The sequence below is a fragment of the Neisseria flavescens genome (assembly GCF_005221285.1).
Lineage (GTDB): Bacteria > Pseudomonadota > Gammaproteobacteria > Burkholderiales > Neisseriaceae > Neisseria > Neisseria flavescens.
Genome location: NZ_CP039886.1, coordinates 285,550 through 300,478, shown reverse-complemented (window position 1 = coordinate 300,478; position 14,929 = coordinate 285,550). Strand labels below are relative to the sequence as shown.

Below are 14,929 nucleotides of genomic sequence, written 5' to 3'. Positions count from 1 at the left end.
GCTTTTTTTTTGGCCGTCTGAAAAGATGTGGCATACCAAGACAAATTGTGGCATAATCCGCCGGTCTTTATAAAAAGGCACTTAGGAGTTTGCTTAGGTCGTTCGGCTTGGCAAACTTGTCCGAACCTGAAAAGGTTCTTTTATTTTCGGAGTTATCCATCATGGCATTGACCGTAGAACAAAAAGCACAAATTGTTAAAGATTTCCAACGCAAAGAAGGCGATACCGGCTCTTCTGAAGTACAAGTCGCTCTGTTGACTTTCCGCATCAACGACCTGACTCCTCACTTCAAAGCCAACCCTAAAGACCACCACAGCCGTCGCGGCCTGTTGAAAATGGTTAGCCAACGTCGTCGCCTGTTGTCTTATCTGCGTCGTACTCAACCTGATACTTACCGTACACTGATTACCCGCTTGGGTCTGCGTAAATAATTTATGCTTAAATCAACACCGCCTTCGGGCGGTGTTTTTTATTAACATACCGATGCCGTCTGAAACACAGACCCACGCTCTGTGTTATACTTTCACACGCTTAAGCAGCAAGGCTTAAACTTCCAATTACTCCTTAAAGCTCCCATCAAAGCGAGAATCTGAATTGTCTGTTCATTCCATGTTGCACTCAGGAAAATTCTGGCTGAAAACCCTGGTTTTCAGCATTGCCGTGCTTTTATGCCTCGCGGCGGTATTGAGTGCCTTAATGTTCCGCATATTCAATACAGAAAACATCGACGCATTCATACAGAAAAACTTTTCCGCCCATGGCTGCCAAGTCAAATACAATGCCAATATCAGCAGAAAATGGCTGCCTCGCCCTACGCTTATTTTAAAAGACCTCAACCTTTCATCTTCTGAACCAGATACGCCGACGCTGAACATTGCCGAGTCCAAAATGGGCTTTGGCTGGAGCAGCCTATGGTCAGACGCCCCCATTCTTGAAAAATGGATTCTTTCCAATCCGTCGCTAACATTGGGGCCCAAAAACCACCTGCCTGCCTGCCTGCAACAAAACCAAGCATCAAAAGAAAGCTTTCAGCTCAACCGCATCATCATCAATAGCGGCAGCATCCGCTATCACAATAAAGAGCAGGATATTGCCTTAAACGATCTGCAATTTTCCCTGCGCAGAGCCAATTCAGACGGCCGTCCATTCAATATCAGCGGCACACTGCAAAACATAGGCAGCCCCATCAGTTGGCAAGGCGCCGGCCATCTTGTACAAGATGATGCCGGCTGGAGCGTTCCCGCCCTCAAATTAAACCTGCAAACCGTATTACTCAAAAACAAGCTGGATGCCCAAATCGCAGGCAGCCTTAATTGGCAAAACCAAACCGCCCTTTTCCGCGATTTCAATCTGCAAGCCGAAAGCGACTATCAAAACTTGCATATCAATGCACGTTCGCCCCTCTTGCAATTCAAAAACGGCTATTTGCACCTCAACACACTCAACGGCGCATTAACTGCCGGCAGTGAAAACAACCAATGGGACGGTTCATTCAAACTGGACAAAACCAACCTCTACGCAACCGTTTTGACCGCTGCCAATTTTGAACTCAAAGGCAGCCATAAAAACGACCGCCTCCAAACCAACTTTACCTTTTCCAGCCCGTTGGTTTGGCAAAAAGGCAAAGGCATCGATGCGCCCAAACTGCACCTCAGTACCCTGCAAGACACCATCAACCGCCTTCCCCGCCCCCGATTCATCAGCACCCTCGAAGGACAGGCCAATTTCAGCCTCAATACATGGGAAGGCCGTCTGAAAGGCGCATTTGACAGACAAGCCCTTGCATTGGTCTTTAAATACCAACGCGATGCCCAGCCGCGCCCACACCTTGACGCCGGTATCGCCTTACAAAAACTCAATCTGACCCCTTACTTGGAAGATCTGAAAACCCAGCCATCACTGAATCTTCCTTCCCTGTTGGCCAAATCCTGGTTGCCCGACATTGAGGCCAACCTCCAAATCGGCAGCATTCAAACTGCCGGCCTGCAATTGGAAAACATCGAATCCCTGCTCACCGCCGATAAAGAACATATCGCCCTGCACCGTTTCAAAGCCGGGCTTTATGGCGGTAAAACCGAGGGCGGCCTGAGTATTGCGGCGACCCAACCTGCTTCCTACCACCTTCAGCAAAACGCAAAAGGCATACAAATTCAGCCGCTGCTGCAAGACCTGTTCGGTTTCCATAGCTTCAGCGGCAGCGGCGACGCCGTTATCGACATTAAAACCACCGGCAACGACCGCGCCCAAATGATACAAGCCCTAAACGGCAGCCTGCTCCTTGATATCACCAACGGCGCATGGCACGGCATCGATATGGACAGCATTCTGAAAAACGGCATCTCTTCGGAAAAAATCGACAACAGCAACCTCAAAACCCCTTTCCATCATTTCATCCTCAATAGCGAAATCGAGAAAGGCATCAGCCATCATATCAACACCGAACTGTTTTCCGACAGCCTGCACGTTGTCAGCAGCGGCTATACCGATTTGAATACCCAAAAGCTGTCCGAAAACCTGCTTATCAGCAACGTACTGCAGCCCAAAAACAAATCGATTCCCCTAAAAATCGGCGGAACCGTACAAAACCCGTCCATTACCCTTGATTACAGCCGCTTGACCAATGGCATGAACACACCTGCAGAAAAACAAAAAGCCCTGCAAGAAACCATACAAGAACAATGGAAGTGGCTCAAACCGCGCTAAGTTTTCACATCAAAGGCCGTCTGAAACCCAAAAAGTTTCAGACGGCCTTTTAACAGATACCTTGTCAGAATAAGATGTTTACTTAGGAATGACCATATACACAATCAGTGCAACAATGATGGCAAACCATATGACCAACATTATCAAGCCTTTTTTGGAGAGTTTTCTTTTTCTCCAATCGAGCCTCAATATTTCTACCGTACCCTCAAACATCATAGACCCAATCATTTCCATCAATATTTGAAGTAGAAATTCCAATAAACCCGACATCTACAAACCCAAACTCTCCCAAATTTCATCGATTTTGGCAGTAACGGCAGGGTCTTTTTTGATCACACGACCCCATTCGCGGTCGGTTTCGCCCGGCCATTTGTTGGTTGCGTCCAAGCCCATTTTGCCACCGAGTCCGCTGACGGGGCTGGCGAAGTCGAGATAGTCGATGGGCGTGTTTTCCACCAAAACGGTGTCACGCACGGGGTCCATGCGCGTGGTTACCGCCCAGATAACTTCTTTCCAATCGCGCACGTTCACATCGTCATCCACCACGATGATGAATTTGGTGTACATAAACTGGCGCAGGAACGACCAGCAGCCCATCATCACGCGCTTGGCGTGGCCGGCGTACTGTTTTTTCATGCCGACCACCGCCATGCGGTAGGAGCAGCCTTCGGGCGGCAGGTAGAAATCGGTGATTTCGGGGAACTGCTTTTGCAAAAGCGGTACGAACACTTCGTTCAACGCCACGCCCAAAACGGCAGGCTCATCGGGCGGTTTGCCCGTGTAGGTCGAATGGTAAATCGGGTTTTCGCGCATGGTGATGCGCTCAACCGTAAACAGGGGGAAATGATCCTGCTCGTTATAATAGCCCGTGTGGTCGCCGTATGGGCCTTCCAGCGCGGTTTCGTTCGGATGAATCACGCCTTCCAACACAATTTCGGCGCGTGCAGGCACTTGCAAATCGTTGCCGATACATTTCACCAGCTCCGTCCGCGAACCGCGCAGCAATCCGGCAAACTGGTATTCGCTCAAGGTATCGGGAACAGGCGTTACCGCGCCCAAAATGGTGGCGGGGTCGCAGCCGAGTACGACGGCGACAGGATACGGCGTATCGGGATTGAGTTTGCGGAATTCCTGATAATCCAACGCGCCGCCGCGATGCGACAGCCAACGCATAATCAGCTTGTTTCTGCCGATTAATTGCTGGCGGTAAATGCCGAGATTTTGGCGTTTTTTGTGCGGACCGCGCGTTACGGTCAAGCCCCACGTTACCAGCGGCGCAACGTCTTCCGGCCAGCAATGCTGAATCGGAAGTTTATACAAATCAACATCTTCGCCTTCCCACACGATTTCCTGACACGGCGCGTTTTTCACCACGTTCGGCGCCATGCTCCAAATGTCTTTCAACAGCGGCAGTTTGGAAAACGCGTCTTTGATGCCTTTGGGCGGTTCGGGTTCTTTCAGATACGCCAGCGTCTGCCCGATTTCGCGCAGCTTGGACACGCTGTCCGCACCCATACCCATCGCCACGCGTTCGGGCGTGCCGAACAGGTTTGCCAACACGGGATAACCGTAACGCGTACCGTCAGGCTTGATCGGGTGTTCAAACAGCAACGCCGGCCCTTCGGCACGCAGCACGCGGTCGGCGATTTCGGTCATTTCCAAATGCGGGGAAACGGGATGCGCGACGCGCTTGAGTTTGCCCTGCTGTTCGAGCATGGCGATGAAGTCGCGTAGGTCTTTGTATTTCATGTTGATCCTTATTTGAGGCCGTCTGAAAACCAAATTTTGGATTTCAGACGGCCTGAATCATATATTGCAATATGGTTTTTGAGCATTCACTGTTTTCAGCAAAAACCAATATTTACCATATGGGTTGCGAATACTGAACTTCCAGCCCTTGTAACAGAAATCTATCCACGTTTCACCTGTAATCGTATCAGACACGAAGGCAGTAGGCATTCCGCCGAAGTGGACAATTTGCTCAATAGCGGACAGGTTTACAATAGTTGTAGGGAAAGGCAGGAAATATCAAGTATGGTTTCGTTCAAGAGAAGAATGTTTACCTTTTTGTCCTTAGTAATCCGATCCGAATACCGCATCTACCCTTGCCTGCGCTTCAGCGTATTCTATGCCTTGGTAAAAGTCGCGTACCAGCGGATGTTCGCCGCTTTGATGAAGTTGCAGCAGGGGGCGTTGGTTATTAGACCGGGTAACGACATTGCAGTGCAGACCGAAGGTGTCGGTTTCATAAGGGGGCAGCCGGTTGCAGATCATGCCGAAATAAACGACGTTTTCCGGATTGTCGTGAAAGCGGCTTTGATAGTCGTTAAAACTCTTTTCGCTGACGGATACCCACACGCCGTATTCCAGCGTTTCCTCATGACCGATAATCGGGATCGGCAGCACCGCGCGGATAAAGCGGTCAGTTTGATCAGGATAGCGGATAATGCAGAAATCACCGTTACACTCGGCTCGGTAGGTGCTACGTTCGTCCTCGCTTAACTCATTATAGGGATCGGGGGTGATAAAGCCGATTGCGGGCATATCTTCATGTTTTTCGCCGCAGGAAGTGCAAGTGTACATAATGGGTTCCTTTTGGATTTTAGATTCTTTAAATTCCACAACCAACTTTCCAAACAGGCCGTCTGAAAACAGACTGCCATTTCGGGTTTAAAAGATAAACCAGCGGCTATTGTACCTGCCAAATCTGTTCAAATCCCAACTTTCCACGTCCGAATTTTGAGATTTTTTGCAAACTACCGTCAAATTTAAACAATATCTGCTTGTGATTGCTTTCAGACGGCCTTATCTTTGGTAAAATTCCAAATTAATCCAGTCATCAATCAATATCTATCGTGGGACAGCGGCCATGTTTGCATTTTTAGAATCTTTTTTCGTTGAATACGGCTATGCGGCCGTGTTTTTCGTTTTGGTTATTTGCGGCTTCGGCGTGCCGATTCCTGAAGATTTGACACTGGTAACCGGCGGCGTGATTTCCGGCCTGGGTTATACCAATTCGCATATTATGTTTCTTGTCGGTATGCTCGGCGTATTGGCCGGCGATGGTTTTATGTTTGCGGCCGGCCGGATTTGGGGGCAAAAAATCCTTAAATTCAAGCCGATTGCACGCGTGATGACGCCCAAACGCTATGCCCAAGTACAGGAAAAATTCGACAAATACGGCAACTGGGTTTTATTCGTCGCCCGTTTTCTGCCCGGCCTGCGTACCGCCGTTTTCGTGACTGCAGGCATCAGCCGCAAGGTTTCCTACCTGCGCTTTATCCTGATGGACGGCTTGGCCGCGCTGATTTCTGTCCCGGTTTGGATTTATCTGGGCGAATACGGCGCACGCAATACCGACTGGCTGATGAAAAAAATGCACAGCCTGCAATCCGGTATCTTTGCGGTACTGGGCATCGGCGCAGTCATTATCGGCTGGATTTGGTGGAGAAAACACCGCCGCCATACTTTCTTCCGTGAAAAATTACACGAAAAACGCGCTGCAAAAGCCAAAAAACAAGCCAATCAATAAACCATTCCAGGCCGTCTGAAACACTTCCCCGCTTTCAGACGGCCTCAATCATTCATCAGAAACACCATGAAACAAAAAATCTTCGTCCTCTACACCGGCGGCACCATCGGCATGACCCAAAGCAGCGCCGGCCTGCGTCCCGATACCGCTCTCGTCGATAAAGCCCTTGCCCCCTTTTCAGACGGCCTTGATTTCGAATGGCACGTTTGCCAGCCGCTCATCGATTCTTCCGCAGTAACGCTGCAAAACCAACGCGACTGGTTGGAGCTTATTATCGCCAAACTGCCTGACTATGACGGCATTTTGGTGCTGCACGGCACGGATACCATGGCATACACTGCCAACCTCTTCGCCCTTTCACTGCAAGGTTTGGACAAACCCGTTATCCTGACCGGCTCGCAATGGCCTTACGATGCCGCCAACAGCGATGCGCCGCGCAACCTTGCCACCGCCGTTTCCGCTTTCTCGCTCAAACTCAAACAAGTGGAGATTGCCTTTGACGGCAAGCTCTTCCCAGCCGTCGGCAGCAGCAAGGTCAGCACCGAAACCGCCGCAGGTTTTGACAACCTGCATTTTGGCGCGCTTGCCGAATGGGAGGAAAATAAAGGTTGGCACAATATCCGTACCGCCCCGACCGAACATTCAGACGGCCTCAAACCGCGTCTTCCAAATCCTGAAGCCAAAGTTTCCGTCCGCACGCTGATTCCCGGTTATGCCGCGCAAGAACTTTCAGACGGCCTACCCCACCTTTCCACACAAGCCCTAATTCTGCAAAGCTACGGCCACGGCAATGCGCCGAGCGACGATGCGTTTGTCCGAGCCGTCCAAGCCTTTACGCAACAAGGCAAGTTGCTGCTCAACATCAGCCAAGTGCCGCAAGGTTGCGCCGCCGCCGTCTATGCCCAAGGCGATGCTTTGCGTCAGGCAGGCATCATCAACGGCGGCAAATGCAATCTGGAAACCGCCTCTGCGCTGATGACCCTTGCCGTATCCCATGACTGGAATGCGGATAAGGTGCAACAAGAATTGCGACAATTAAATCTGCTGTAAACCGCCATTTAACATGACTTTCACCGACACCCACTGCCATCTTGCCGACCCTAAAATTGCCGACACGCTGCCTGCCGTACTTGCCGAAGCGCAAGCCGTCGGCGTAGCGCGTTTTATCGTACCGGCTACCTCCCCCAAAGATTGGCAGGCAGTTGCGCAGTTGGAAAGGCCGTCTGAAAACATCCATATCGCTTTGGGCATTCATCCGTGGTTTTCAGACGGCATTGATGAAACAGCGTTTCAACAATTAGAAACCGAACTGATCCAACATCCGCAAGCATGGGTTGGCGAAATCGGTTTGGATTTTTATGGCAAAGCGCAAACCCAAGCACAACGCGACACACAAACCGACGTCTTTATCCGCCAACTCATCCTCGCCCAAAACCTCAACCGCCGCGTCATTATCCATAATCTGAAAGCCACCGCCGCGATTGCAGCCGCCGTCAAAACCGCCGGTTTCACACGAGGCGGTATCGTTCATGCCTTCTCCGGCAGCGTAGAAGAAGCGCGGATTTTGGTGAAACTCGGCTTCAAAATCGGCATAGGATCGCTGCTGCTCAACCCAAATGCCAAAAAAGTCCGCGTTGCCTTAGAAGCTTTAAACGACACGGATTTCGTTCTCGAAACCGACAGCCCTTTCATGCTCGGCCATGAAACCAATACACCAGCCAACATCCGACGTATTGCCGAAATTGCCGCCGAATTGCGCGGCATATCGCTGGCACAACTGGCAGAAATAACCGAGCAAAACGTGAATTCCCTGCTCCATACTTCCCCTTGATATACCGACTTCAAGGCATCAAAAAGCCTTGCCCTGCCATTTCGTTTCCAAACCGACACACTCTGCCCTCCCTACCCCATATTCATGAATAAAAAGCGATACAAGGCCGTCTGAAAAAATGTTTTTGGCACAAAATATCGCTAATTCCCCTATTTCAGCTTTTTCAAACCGTATTTTCCCCTTGATTGATAAAAAGTATTACGCATATTATTGGGCAAACTTTTTATTTACGTTAAAATATGCTTTTTTTTGATAATAAGGCCGTCTGAAACAGGCGGAAAATACTTATGGCAGAACAACATACACACTCCTCTACTTGGAAGAGCAAAATTAATGCCCTCGGCCCGGGCATCATGATGGCTTCGGCAGCGGTTGGCGGATCGCACCTGATTGCCTCCACGCAGGCAGGCGCACTTTACGGCTGGCAGCTTGCGCTGATTATCATTCTGACCAATCTGTTCAAATACCCTTTTTTCCGCTTCAGCGCACATTACACGCTGGACACGGGCAAAAGCCTGATTGAAGGCTATGCCGAAAAAAGCCGCGTTTATTTGTGGGTATTTTTGATTTTATGTATTGCATCGGCAACGATTAATGCCGGCGCGGTCGCCATCGTTACCGCCGCCATCGTCAAAATGGCAATCCCATCACTGACTCTCGATACCGGTATAGTGTCCACCCTGATCATGGTTTCCTGCCTGCTAATTCTGGCAAGCGGCCGCTATAAAGCATTGGACAACGTTTCCAAAATCATCATCGTCAGCCTGACCATTGCCACCGTCGCCGCGGCAGCCGTGGCCATGTCTCGCGGTATGCAGATGAAACCCGACTTTATCGAGCCTACCCCATGGACACTGGCAGGCTTGGGCTTCTTAATCGCACTGATGGGCTGGATGCCTGCGCCGATTGAAATTTCCGCCATCAACTCTTTGTGGGTAACCGAAAAACAACGCATCAACCCTTCCAGCTACCGCGACGGTATTTTCGACTTCAACGTCGGCTACATCACCAGCGCAGTGTTGGCGGTCGTCTTCTTGGCCTTGGGTGCATATGTTCAATACGGCAACGGCGAAGCCGTACAAATGGCCGGTGGCAAATATGTCGGCCAGCTGATTAATATGTACGCCGTGACCATCGGCGAATGGTCGCGTCCGCTGGTGGCATTTATTGCCTTTGCCTGCATGTACGGCACCACCATTACCGTAGTGGACGGCTACGCTCGCGCGATTGCCGAACCGGTACGCCTGCTGCGCGGCAAAGACAAAACCGGCAATGTCGAATTGTTTGCTTGGAACGTCTGGGTTGCAGGCTCGGGCTTGGCCGTAATTTTCTGGTTCAACAGCGCGATGGCAGAGCTGCTCAAATTCGCCATGATTACTGCCTTCGTTGCCGCTCCTGTGTTCGCTTGGTTGAACTACCGCCTCGTCAAAGGTGACAAACGCCACAAACTGACCATGGGCATGAACTTCCTCGCCATTATCGGTTTGATTTATTTGACAGGCTTTACCGTTTTGTTCCTGCTGAACCAAACAGGCATCTTGGCTGCGCCTAAATAAGCCCATATGAAAAAGGCCGTCTGAAACTCAAAAACAGGTTTCAGACGGCCTTTCCAATCAATCATATCTTTTTGAATTTTCATTCAAACCCATTATAATGACTCCTTATTTCGCCGTTGCAGACCACTCGACGGCATCCGTATTTTGGAAAATTTATGAAGCCGTCTATCTTAGAAAAACTACAACAACTCAGCGACCGACTGGAAGAAGTCACGCACCTGCTCGGCCAGCCTGAAGCCACGTCCGACATGGACAACTACCGCAAACTCACACGCGAACACGCCGAACTGACCCCCGTCGTCGAAGTCTTCCAAAACTATCAGCTGGCGCAAAGCGACTTGGCGGATGCCGAAGAAATGCTGTCCGATCCCGAAATGAAAGACTTTGCCGCCGAAGAAATCGAAGCAGCCAAAGCCAAAATCGACGAACTCGATACCGAACTGCAAAAACTGCTGCTGCCAAAAGATGCCGACGACGATAAAAATATCTTTATCGAGGTACGCGCCGGTACCGGCGGCGACGAAGCCGCGCTGTTTGCAGGCGATTTGCTGCGTATGTACAGCCGCTACGCCGAGCGCAACCGCTGGCAGGTTGAAATCGTTTCCGCCAACGAAAGCGAATTGGGCGGCTATAAAGAAGTCATCGCCCGCATTATCGGCTTGGGCGCATACAGCCGTCTGAAATTTGAATCCGGCGGCCACCGCGTGCAACGCGTCCCTGCTACCGAAAGCCAAGGCCGTATCCATACCTCCGCCTGCACCGTTGCCGTCATGCCCGAAGCGGACGAACTGGAAGACATCGAATTGAACCCAGCCGACCTGCGCATCGATACCTTTCGCGCATCCGGCGCAGGCGGTCAGCACATCAACAAAACCGACTCCGCCGTCCGTATTACCCACTTGCCGACAGGCATGGTGGTCGAATGTCAAGACGGCCGCAGCCAACACGCCAACAAAGCACAGGCGATGAAAGTCCTCGCTGCCCGCCTGAACGACGCGCAAAAACGCGAAGCCCAAGCCAAAGAAGCCGCCGAACGCAAATCCCTGATCGGCAGCGGCGACCGCAGCGAACGCATCCGCACCTACAACTACCCCCAAGGCCGCATTACCGACCACCGCATCAACCTCACCCTGCACAAGCTGGATTTTGTGATGGACGGAGATTTGGAAGAAATCACCAATGCCCTGATTGCCGAGCATCAAGCCGAGCTTTTGGCAGCAATGGGGGATTGATGGATTTGGTCCATTGCGTTTATACTTTTCAGACGGCCTGATGACATATGTTAATATGACCGTGAATACATTAAAGAAACTTCAATCCTGAAGTGTTAAAATGCAGCACCAGCTGCGCCACAGCAACACCCTTCTACAATCACCGAAAGAGAGGACACAAAATGGCAAAAATCCTGATCGCACCGGTATCCGCCGGCCTGAGCGCCGATGCAGCGGCAAAAGCATTTGCAGCAGCATTGAATGCGCAAGTTTTCCAAGCCGTTGACTCCACTACAGAAGCCCTGTTGGCTCAAGGCAAGAGCGACGACTGGTTTGACGCGCTTGTCGGTAAAGTTGCAGCATTGAATGCAGACAATCTCGTTATCGAAGGCATCACTCCTGATGCGGACAAATTGTTCTTGGCAGGCAAAAACGTCGAATTGGCGCTGTCTGTAGATGCCGGTGTTGTGTTGGCACTGAAATCCGACAACACTGATGCCGCTGCCGTCACCCAACAATTGAATCTTGCCAAACAGCTCTATACCAACTCTCCAGGCTTATTGGAAGGTTTCATCATTGACGGCGCAGCCGCTGCTTTGGGCGCACAAGTTGCCGAGCAAACCGGCCTGACTTTCTTCGGCTCCAGCGACAAACTGAAAGACGTATCCGCTTTGGCCAAACGCGAAGCCAAACGCCTGTCTCCAGCCCAATTCCGTTACAACCTGATCGATTTTGCCCGCAAAGCCGATATGCGCATCGTTCTGCCTGAAGGCGCAGAACCGCGCACCGTCGCCGCTGCCGCCATCTGCCACGAAAAAGGCATCGCCCGTTGCGTACTATTGGCTACCCGCGAAGAAGTTGAAGCCGTAGCTAAAGAGCGTGGCATCTCCCTGCCTGATTCTTTGGAAATCATCGATCCTGCTTCTTTGGTTGAGCAATACGTCGAGCCAATGTGCGAATTACGCAAATCCAAAGGCCTGACTCCTGAAGATGCACGCAAACAGCTGCAAGATACCGTTGTACTCGGTACCATGATGATGGCTCAAAACGACGTAGACGGTTTGGTTTCCGGCGCAGTCCACACTACTGCCAACACCATCCGCCCTGCCCTGCAACTGATTAAAACCGCTCCGGGTGCAAGCCTCGTATCCAGCGTATTCTTCATGTTGCTGCCTAACCAAGTATTGGCATTTGCCGACTGCGCGGTTAATCCAAACCCAACGCCTGAACAACTGGCCGACATTGCTATCCAATCTGCCGACAGCGCCAAAGCTTTCGGTATCGATCCAAAAGTAGCCATGATTTCCTACTCTACCATCAACTCAGGCAGCGGCCCTGATGTCGATGCAGTGATCGAAGCAACCAAACTGGCTAATGAAAAACGCCCTGATTTGGCCATTGAAGGTCCGTTGCAATACGATGCGGCTACCGTTCCATCTATCGGTCAAACCAAAGCCCCGGGCAGCGCTGTTGCCGGTCAAGCAACCGTTTTGGTTTTCCCAGACCTCAATACCGGCAACTGTACTTACAAAGCCGTACAACGCAGTGCCAACGTCCTGAGCGTAGGCCCGTTGTTGCAAGGTTTGCGCAAACCGGTTAACGACTTGTCCCGCGGCGCATTGATTGAAGACATCGTATTCACCATCGCCCTGACTGCCGTTCAAGCCAAACAAATGCAAGGCTGATTGACAAGCTGATGCGTTAAAATCAAAGGCCGTCTGAAACCGATGTTTCAGACGGCCTTTCGTATCTTTGCGCCAACTATATTATAATTCGCCATTATTTTCCGAAAGATTGCCCCAATGACTGCCTACCAGCAACAACTAGCCGACAAAAAGCAATATCTTCAGCAACTTTTCCAAGGACTGGATTGCCCTGAAATCGAAGTCTTTGAATCTCCAGAACAGCATTACAGAATGCGCGCCGAGTTCCGCATCTGGCATGAAGGCGGCGAAATGTTTTACGCCATGTTTGAACGCGGGCAAAAGGCAAGCGGGGCAAGCCTGATCCGTTGCGACCAATTTCCTGCCGCGTCCGAATCCGTCAATGCCTTGATGCCAAAATTGATTGAAGCTGCATCCAATCATCCCGAGCTGAAAAACCGCTGGTACGCCGTCGAATTTTTATCCACTTTAAGCGGCGAAATGTTGGTTACCATGATTTACCACAAGAAGCTGAACGAAGCATGGCAACAAGCCGCGCAAGAGTTGGCGCACAATTTGGGCATCCACATCATCGGCCGCAGCCGCGGACAAAAAATCGTATTGAGCCAAGATTTTGTGACCGAAGCATTGGAAGTCAACGGCAAAACCTTCCGCTATCGTCAAATCGAGGGCAGCTTTACCCAACCCAATGCCCAAGTGTGCCAGAAAATGCTGACTTGGGCGTGTGATGCTGCGCAAAACTTAGGCAAAGACCTGCTTGAGCTGTACTGCGGCAACGGCAATTTCACCCTGCCGCTTTCGCAACATTTCAATCAAGTGTTGGCGACCGAAGTTTCCAAAACTTCCGTCAATGCCGCCCAATGGAATATTGAAGCCAACCAAATTACCAACCTCAAAATCGCCCGCCTGTCTGCTGAAGAATTTACCGAGGCCTACACGCAAAACCGTGAATTCCGCCGCCTGCAAGAACAAGGCATCGACTTGAAAAACTATGATTTTTCAACCATTTTCGTTGATCCTCCACGCGCCGGTGTTGATGATGAGACGCTCAAATTGGTTGCCCAATTCGACAACGTCCTCTATATTTCCTGCAATCCTGAGACCCTGCGTGCCAACCTCGACACACTCTGTCAAACCCATACCATCGAACGCGCCGCCCTGTTCGACCAATTCCCATTTACCCACCATATCGAAAGCGGCGTTTGGTTGAAGAAAAAATAAAACCATACAAAAAGGCCGTCTGAATGTTCAGACGGCCTTTAATTAAGGGCATATTAAGCGATTTTCAAATCAATCCGCTTCCAAAACCACTTTCATGGCTTGGTTTTCAGCAGCGTGTTTGAATACATCGTAAGCTTTTTCCAATTCGCTGAATTTGAAATGGTGGGTCATCATTTTGGTGTAATCTACCGAGCTGCTGGAAATGGCTTTCATCAGCATTTCGGTGGTATTGGCATTTACCAGGCCGGTAGTGATGGCAAGGTTTTTAATCCACAATTTTTCCAGTTTGAAATCAACGGATTGACCGTGTACGCCGACAACGGCGATATGACCGCCGGGTTTCACGATGTCTTGGCACATATTCCAAGTCGCAGGGATACCGACCGCTTCGATGGCGCAATCCACGCCGTCTTCGCCGACGATGGCAAAGACTTGTTTGGATACGTCGCCGGAAGCAGGATTAATGGTATGGGTCGCACCCAATTCTTTCGCCAGTTTCAAACGGTTTTCGTCCATATCGCAAACGATGATGGCGGCAGGGCTGTACAGTTGCGCGGTCAACAGGGCGGACATACCGACAGGGCCGGCACCGGCGATAAAGACGGTATCGCCGGGTTTTACATCGCCGTATTGCACGCCGATTTCGTGGGCGGTCGGCAAAGCGTCGCTCAACAGCAGAGCGACTTCTTCGTTGACGTTGTCGGGCAGCGGCACGAGGCTGTTATCGGCATAAGGCGTGCGGACGTATTCGGCTTGCGTGCCGTCGATCATGTAGCCCAAAATCCAACCGCCGTTGCGGCAGTGTGAATAAAGTTGGATTTTGCAGTTGTCGCAAGTGCAGCATTTGCTGACGCATGAAATAATGACTTTATCGCCGACTTTGATGTTTTTTACAGCCTCGCCGACTTCTTCTACAATACCGATACCCTCATGACCGAGAATACGACCGTTGGCAACTTCGGGGTTTTTGCCTTTCCAAATACCCAAGTCGGTACCGCAAATCGTGGTTTTGACGATTTTGACGACTGCATCGGTCGGATCGATAATTTGAGGGCGGGGTTTTTCTTCGAAACGAATGTCGTTTGCGCCATGATAAACCATTGCTTTCATGTGAATCTCCTTGATTGGTTAATAAATTTTAACAATACAGCGTAAATCCACGTTAACTATATTTATATACCCCTACACTAGATAAGTCAATCCTGATTATT

General features: G+C 50.6%; 12 protein-coding genes. 9 read left to right on the top strand and 3 right to left on the bottom strand.

What is annotated here, in order from left to right; genetic code table 11:
• Positions 1 to 161 precede the first annotated feature (161 nt).
• Together rpsO and FAH67_RS01575 are read left to right on the top strand one after the other, a co-directional pair.
• Positions 162 to 431: a 30S ribosomal protein S15 gene (gene rpsO / locus FAH67_RS01580; protein ID WP_003679932.1), complete on the top strand. Its 270-nt coding sequence runs from the start codon at positions 162 to 164 to the stop codon at positions 429 to 431.
• A gap of 178 nt (positions 432 to 609) precedes the next feature.
• Entirely contained in the window at positions 610 to 2,703 is a 2,094-nt protein-coding gene (locus tag FAH67_RS01575; RefSeq protein WP_003679931.1) for an AsmA family protein, read from the top strand.
• 270 nt (positions 2,704 to 2,973) lie between these two features.
• Here FAH67_RS01575 and ubiD read toward each other — a convergent pair whose 3' ends face one another.
• Positions 2,974 to 4,452: a 4-hydroxy-3-polyprenylbenzoate decarboxylase gene (gene ubiD / locus FAH67_RS01565; protein ID WP_003679929.1), complete on the bottom strand. Its 1,479-nt coding sequence runs from the start codon at positions 4,450 to 4,452 to the stop codon at positions 2,974 to 2,976.
• Between the two features lie 324 nt (positions 4,453 to 4,776).
• Entirely contained in the window at positions 4,777 to 5,286 is a 510-nt protein-coding gene (locus FAH67_RS01555) for a DUF2199 domain-containing protein (protein ID WP_039863678.1), read from the bottom strand.
• Positions 5,287 to 5,572: 286 nt separating this feature from the next.
• Here FAH67_RS01555 and FAH67_RS01550 point away from each other — a divergent pair, with 286 nt between their 5' ends.
• The 7 genes from FAH67_RS01550 (at position 5,573) to trmA (ending at position 13,718) form a co-directional block, all read left to right on the top strand.
• A complete protein-coding gene (locus FAH67_RS01550; protein ID WP_003679925.1) occupies positions 5,573 to 6,235 on the top strand; it encodes a DedA family protein in 663 nt (220 codons plus the stop codon).
• Between the two features lie 66 nt (positions 6,236 to 6,301).
• Positions 6,302 to 7,285: an asparaginase gene (locus FAH67_RS01545; protein WP_003679923.1), complete on the top strand. Its 984-nt coding sequence runs from the start codon at positions 6,302 to 6,304 to the stop codon at positions 7,283 to 7,285.
• 13 nt (positions 7,286 to 7,298) lie between these two features.
• Positions 7,299 to 8,066, top strand: coding sequence for a TatD family hydrolase (locus tag FAH67_RS01540; RefSeq protein ID WP_003679921.1), 768 nt, complete (start codon positions 7,299 to 7,301; stop codon positions 8,064 to 8,066).
• A 287-nt stretch (positions 8,067 to 8,353) separates the two neighbouring features.
• Positions 8,354 to 9,622 (top strand): Nramp family divalent metal transporter, encoded by a 1,269-nt coding sequence (locus FAH67_RS01535; protein ID WP_003679917.1) that lies wholly within the window; start codon positions 8,354 to 8,356, stop codon positions 9,620 to 9,622.
• Positions 9,623 to 9,777: 155 nt separating this feature from the next.
• Positions 9,778 to 10,854, top strand: coding sequence for a peptide chain release factor 1 (prfA, locus tag FAH67_RS01530; RefSeq protein WP_003679915.1), 1,077 nt, complete (start codon positions 9,778 to 9,780; stop codon positions 10,852 to 10,854).
• Between the two features lie 161 nt (positions 10,855 to 11,015).
• Positions 11,016 to 12,518, top strand: coding sequence for a phosphate acetyltransferase (pta, locus tag FAH67_RS01525; RefSeq protein ID WP_003679913.1), 1,503 nt, complete (start codon positions 11,016 to 11,018; stop codon positions 12,516 to 12,518).
• 117 nt (positions 12,519 to 12,635) lie between these two features.
• Complete coding sequence (gene trmA / locus FAH67_RS01520) at positions 12,636 to 13,718, top strand: tRNA (uridine(54)-C5)-methyltransferase TrmA (RefSeq protein WP_003679911.1); 1,083 nt, start codon at positions 12,636 to 12,638, stop codon at positions 13,716 to 13,718.
• A gap of 69 nt (positions 13,719 to 13,787) precedes the next feature.
• On the opposite strand, the gene FAH67_RS01515 is transcribed toward trmA, so the two are convergent.
• Positions 13,788 to 14,828 (bottom strand): zinc-dependent alcohol dehydrogenase family protein, encoded by a 1,041-nt coding sequence (locus FAH67_RS01515; protein ID WP_003679910.1) that lies wholly within the window; start codon positions 14,826 to 14,828, stop codon positions 13,788 to 13,790.
• Positions 14,829 to 14,929 lie beyond the last annotated feature (101 nt).

What these genes read in the sequence shown, in the direction of transcription:
- pta (WP_003679913.1), top strand. Translation starts at nt 11,016, where the DNA reads ATGGCAAAAATCCTGATCGCACCGGTATCCGCCGGCCTGAGCGCCGAT.
- FAH67_RS01575 (WP_003679931.1), top strand. Translation starts at nt 610, where the DNA reads ATGTTGCACTCAGGAAAATTCTGGCTGAAAACCCTGGTTTTCAGCATT.
- prfA (WP_003679915.1), top strand. Translation starts at nt 9,778, where the DNA reads ATGAAGCCGTCTATCTTAGAAAAACTACAACAACTCAGCGACCGACTG.
- FAH67_RS01515 (WP_003679910.1), bottom strand. Translation starts at nt 14,828, where the DNA reads ATGAAAGCAATGGTTTATCATGGCGCAAACGACATTCGTTTCGAAGAA.
- rpsO (WP_003679932.1), top strand. Translation starts at nt 162, where the DNA reads ATGGCATTGACCGTAGAACAAAAAGCACAAATTGTTAAAGATTTCCAA.
- FAH67_RS01540 (WP_003679921.1), top strand. Translation starts at nt 7,299, where the DNA reads ATGACTTTCACCGACACCCACTGCCATCTTGCCGACCCTAAAATTGCC.
- FAH67_RS01535 (WP_003679917.1), top strand. Translation starts at nt 8,354, where the DNA reads ATGGCAGAACAACATACACACTCCTCTACTTGGAAGAGCAAAATTAAT.
- ubiD (WP_003679929.1), bottom strand. Translation starts at nt 4,452, where the DNA reads ATGAAATACAAAGACCTACGCGACTTCATCGCCATGCTCGAACAGCAG.
- trmA (WP_003679911.1), top strand. Translation starts at nt 12,636, where the DNA reads ATGACTGCCTACCAGCAACAACTAGCCGACAAAAAGCAATATCTTCAG.
- FAH67_RS01555 (WP_039863678.1), bottom strand. Translation starts at nt 5,286, where the DNA reads ATGTACACTTGCACTTCCTGCGGCGAAAAACATGAAGATATGCCCGCA.
- FAH67_RS01545 (WP_003679923.1), top strand. Translation starts at nt 6,302, where the DNA reads ATGAAACAAAAAATCTTCGTCCTCTACACCGGCGGCACCATCGGCATG.
- FAH67_RS01550 (WP_003679925.1), top strand. Translation starts at nt 5,573, where the DNA reads ATGTTTGCATTTTTAGAATCTTTTTTCGTTGAATACGGCTATGCGGCC.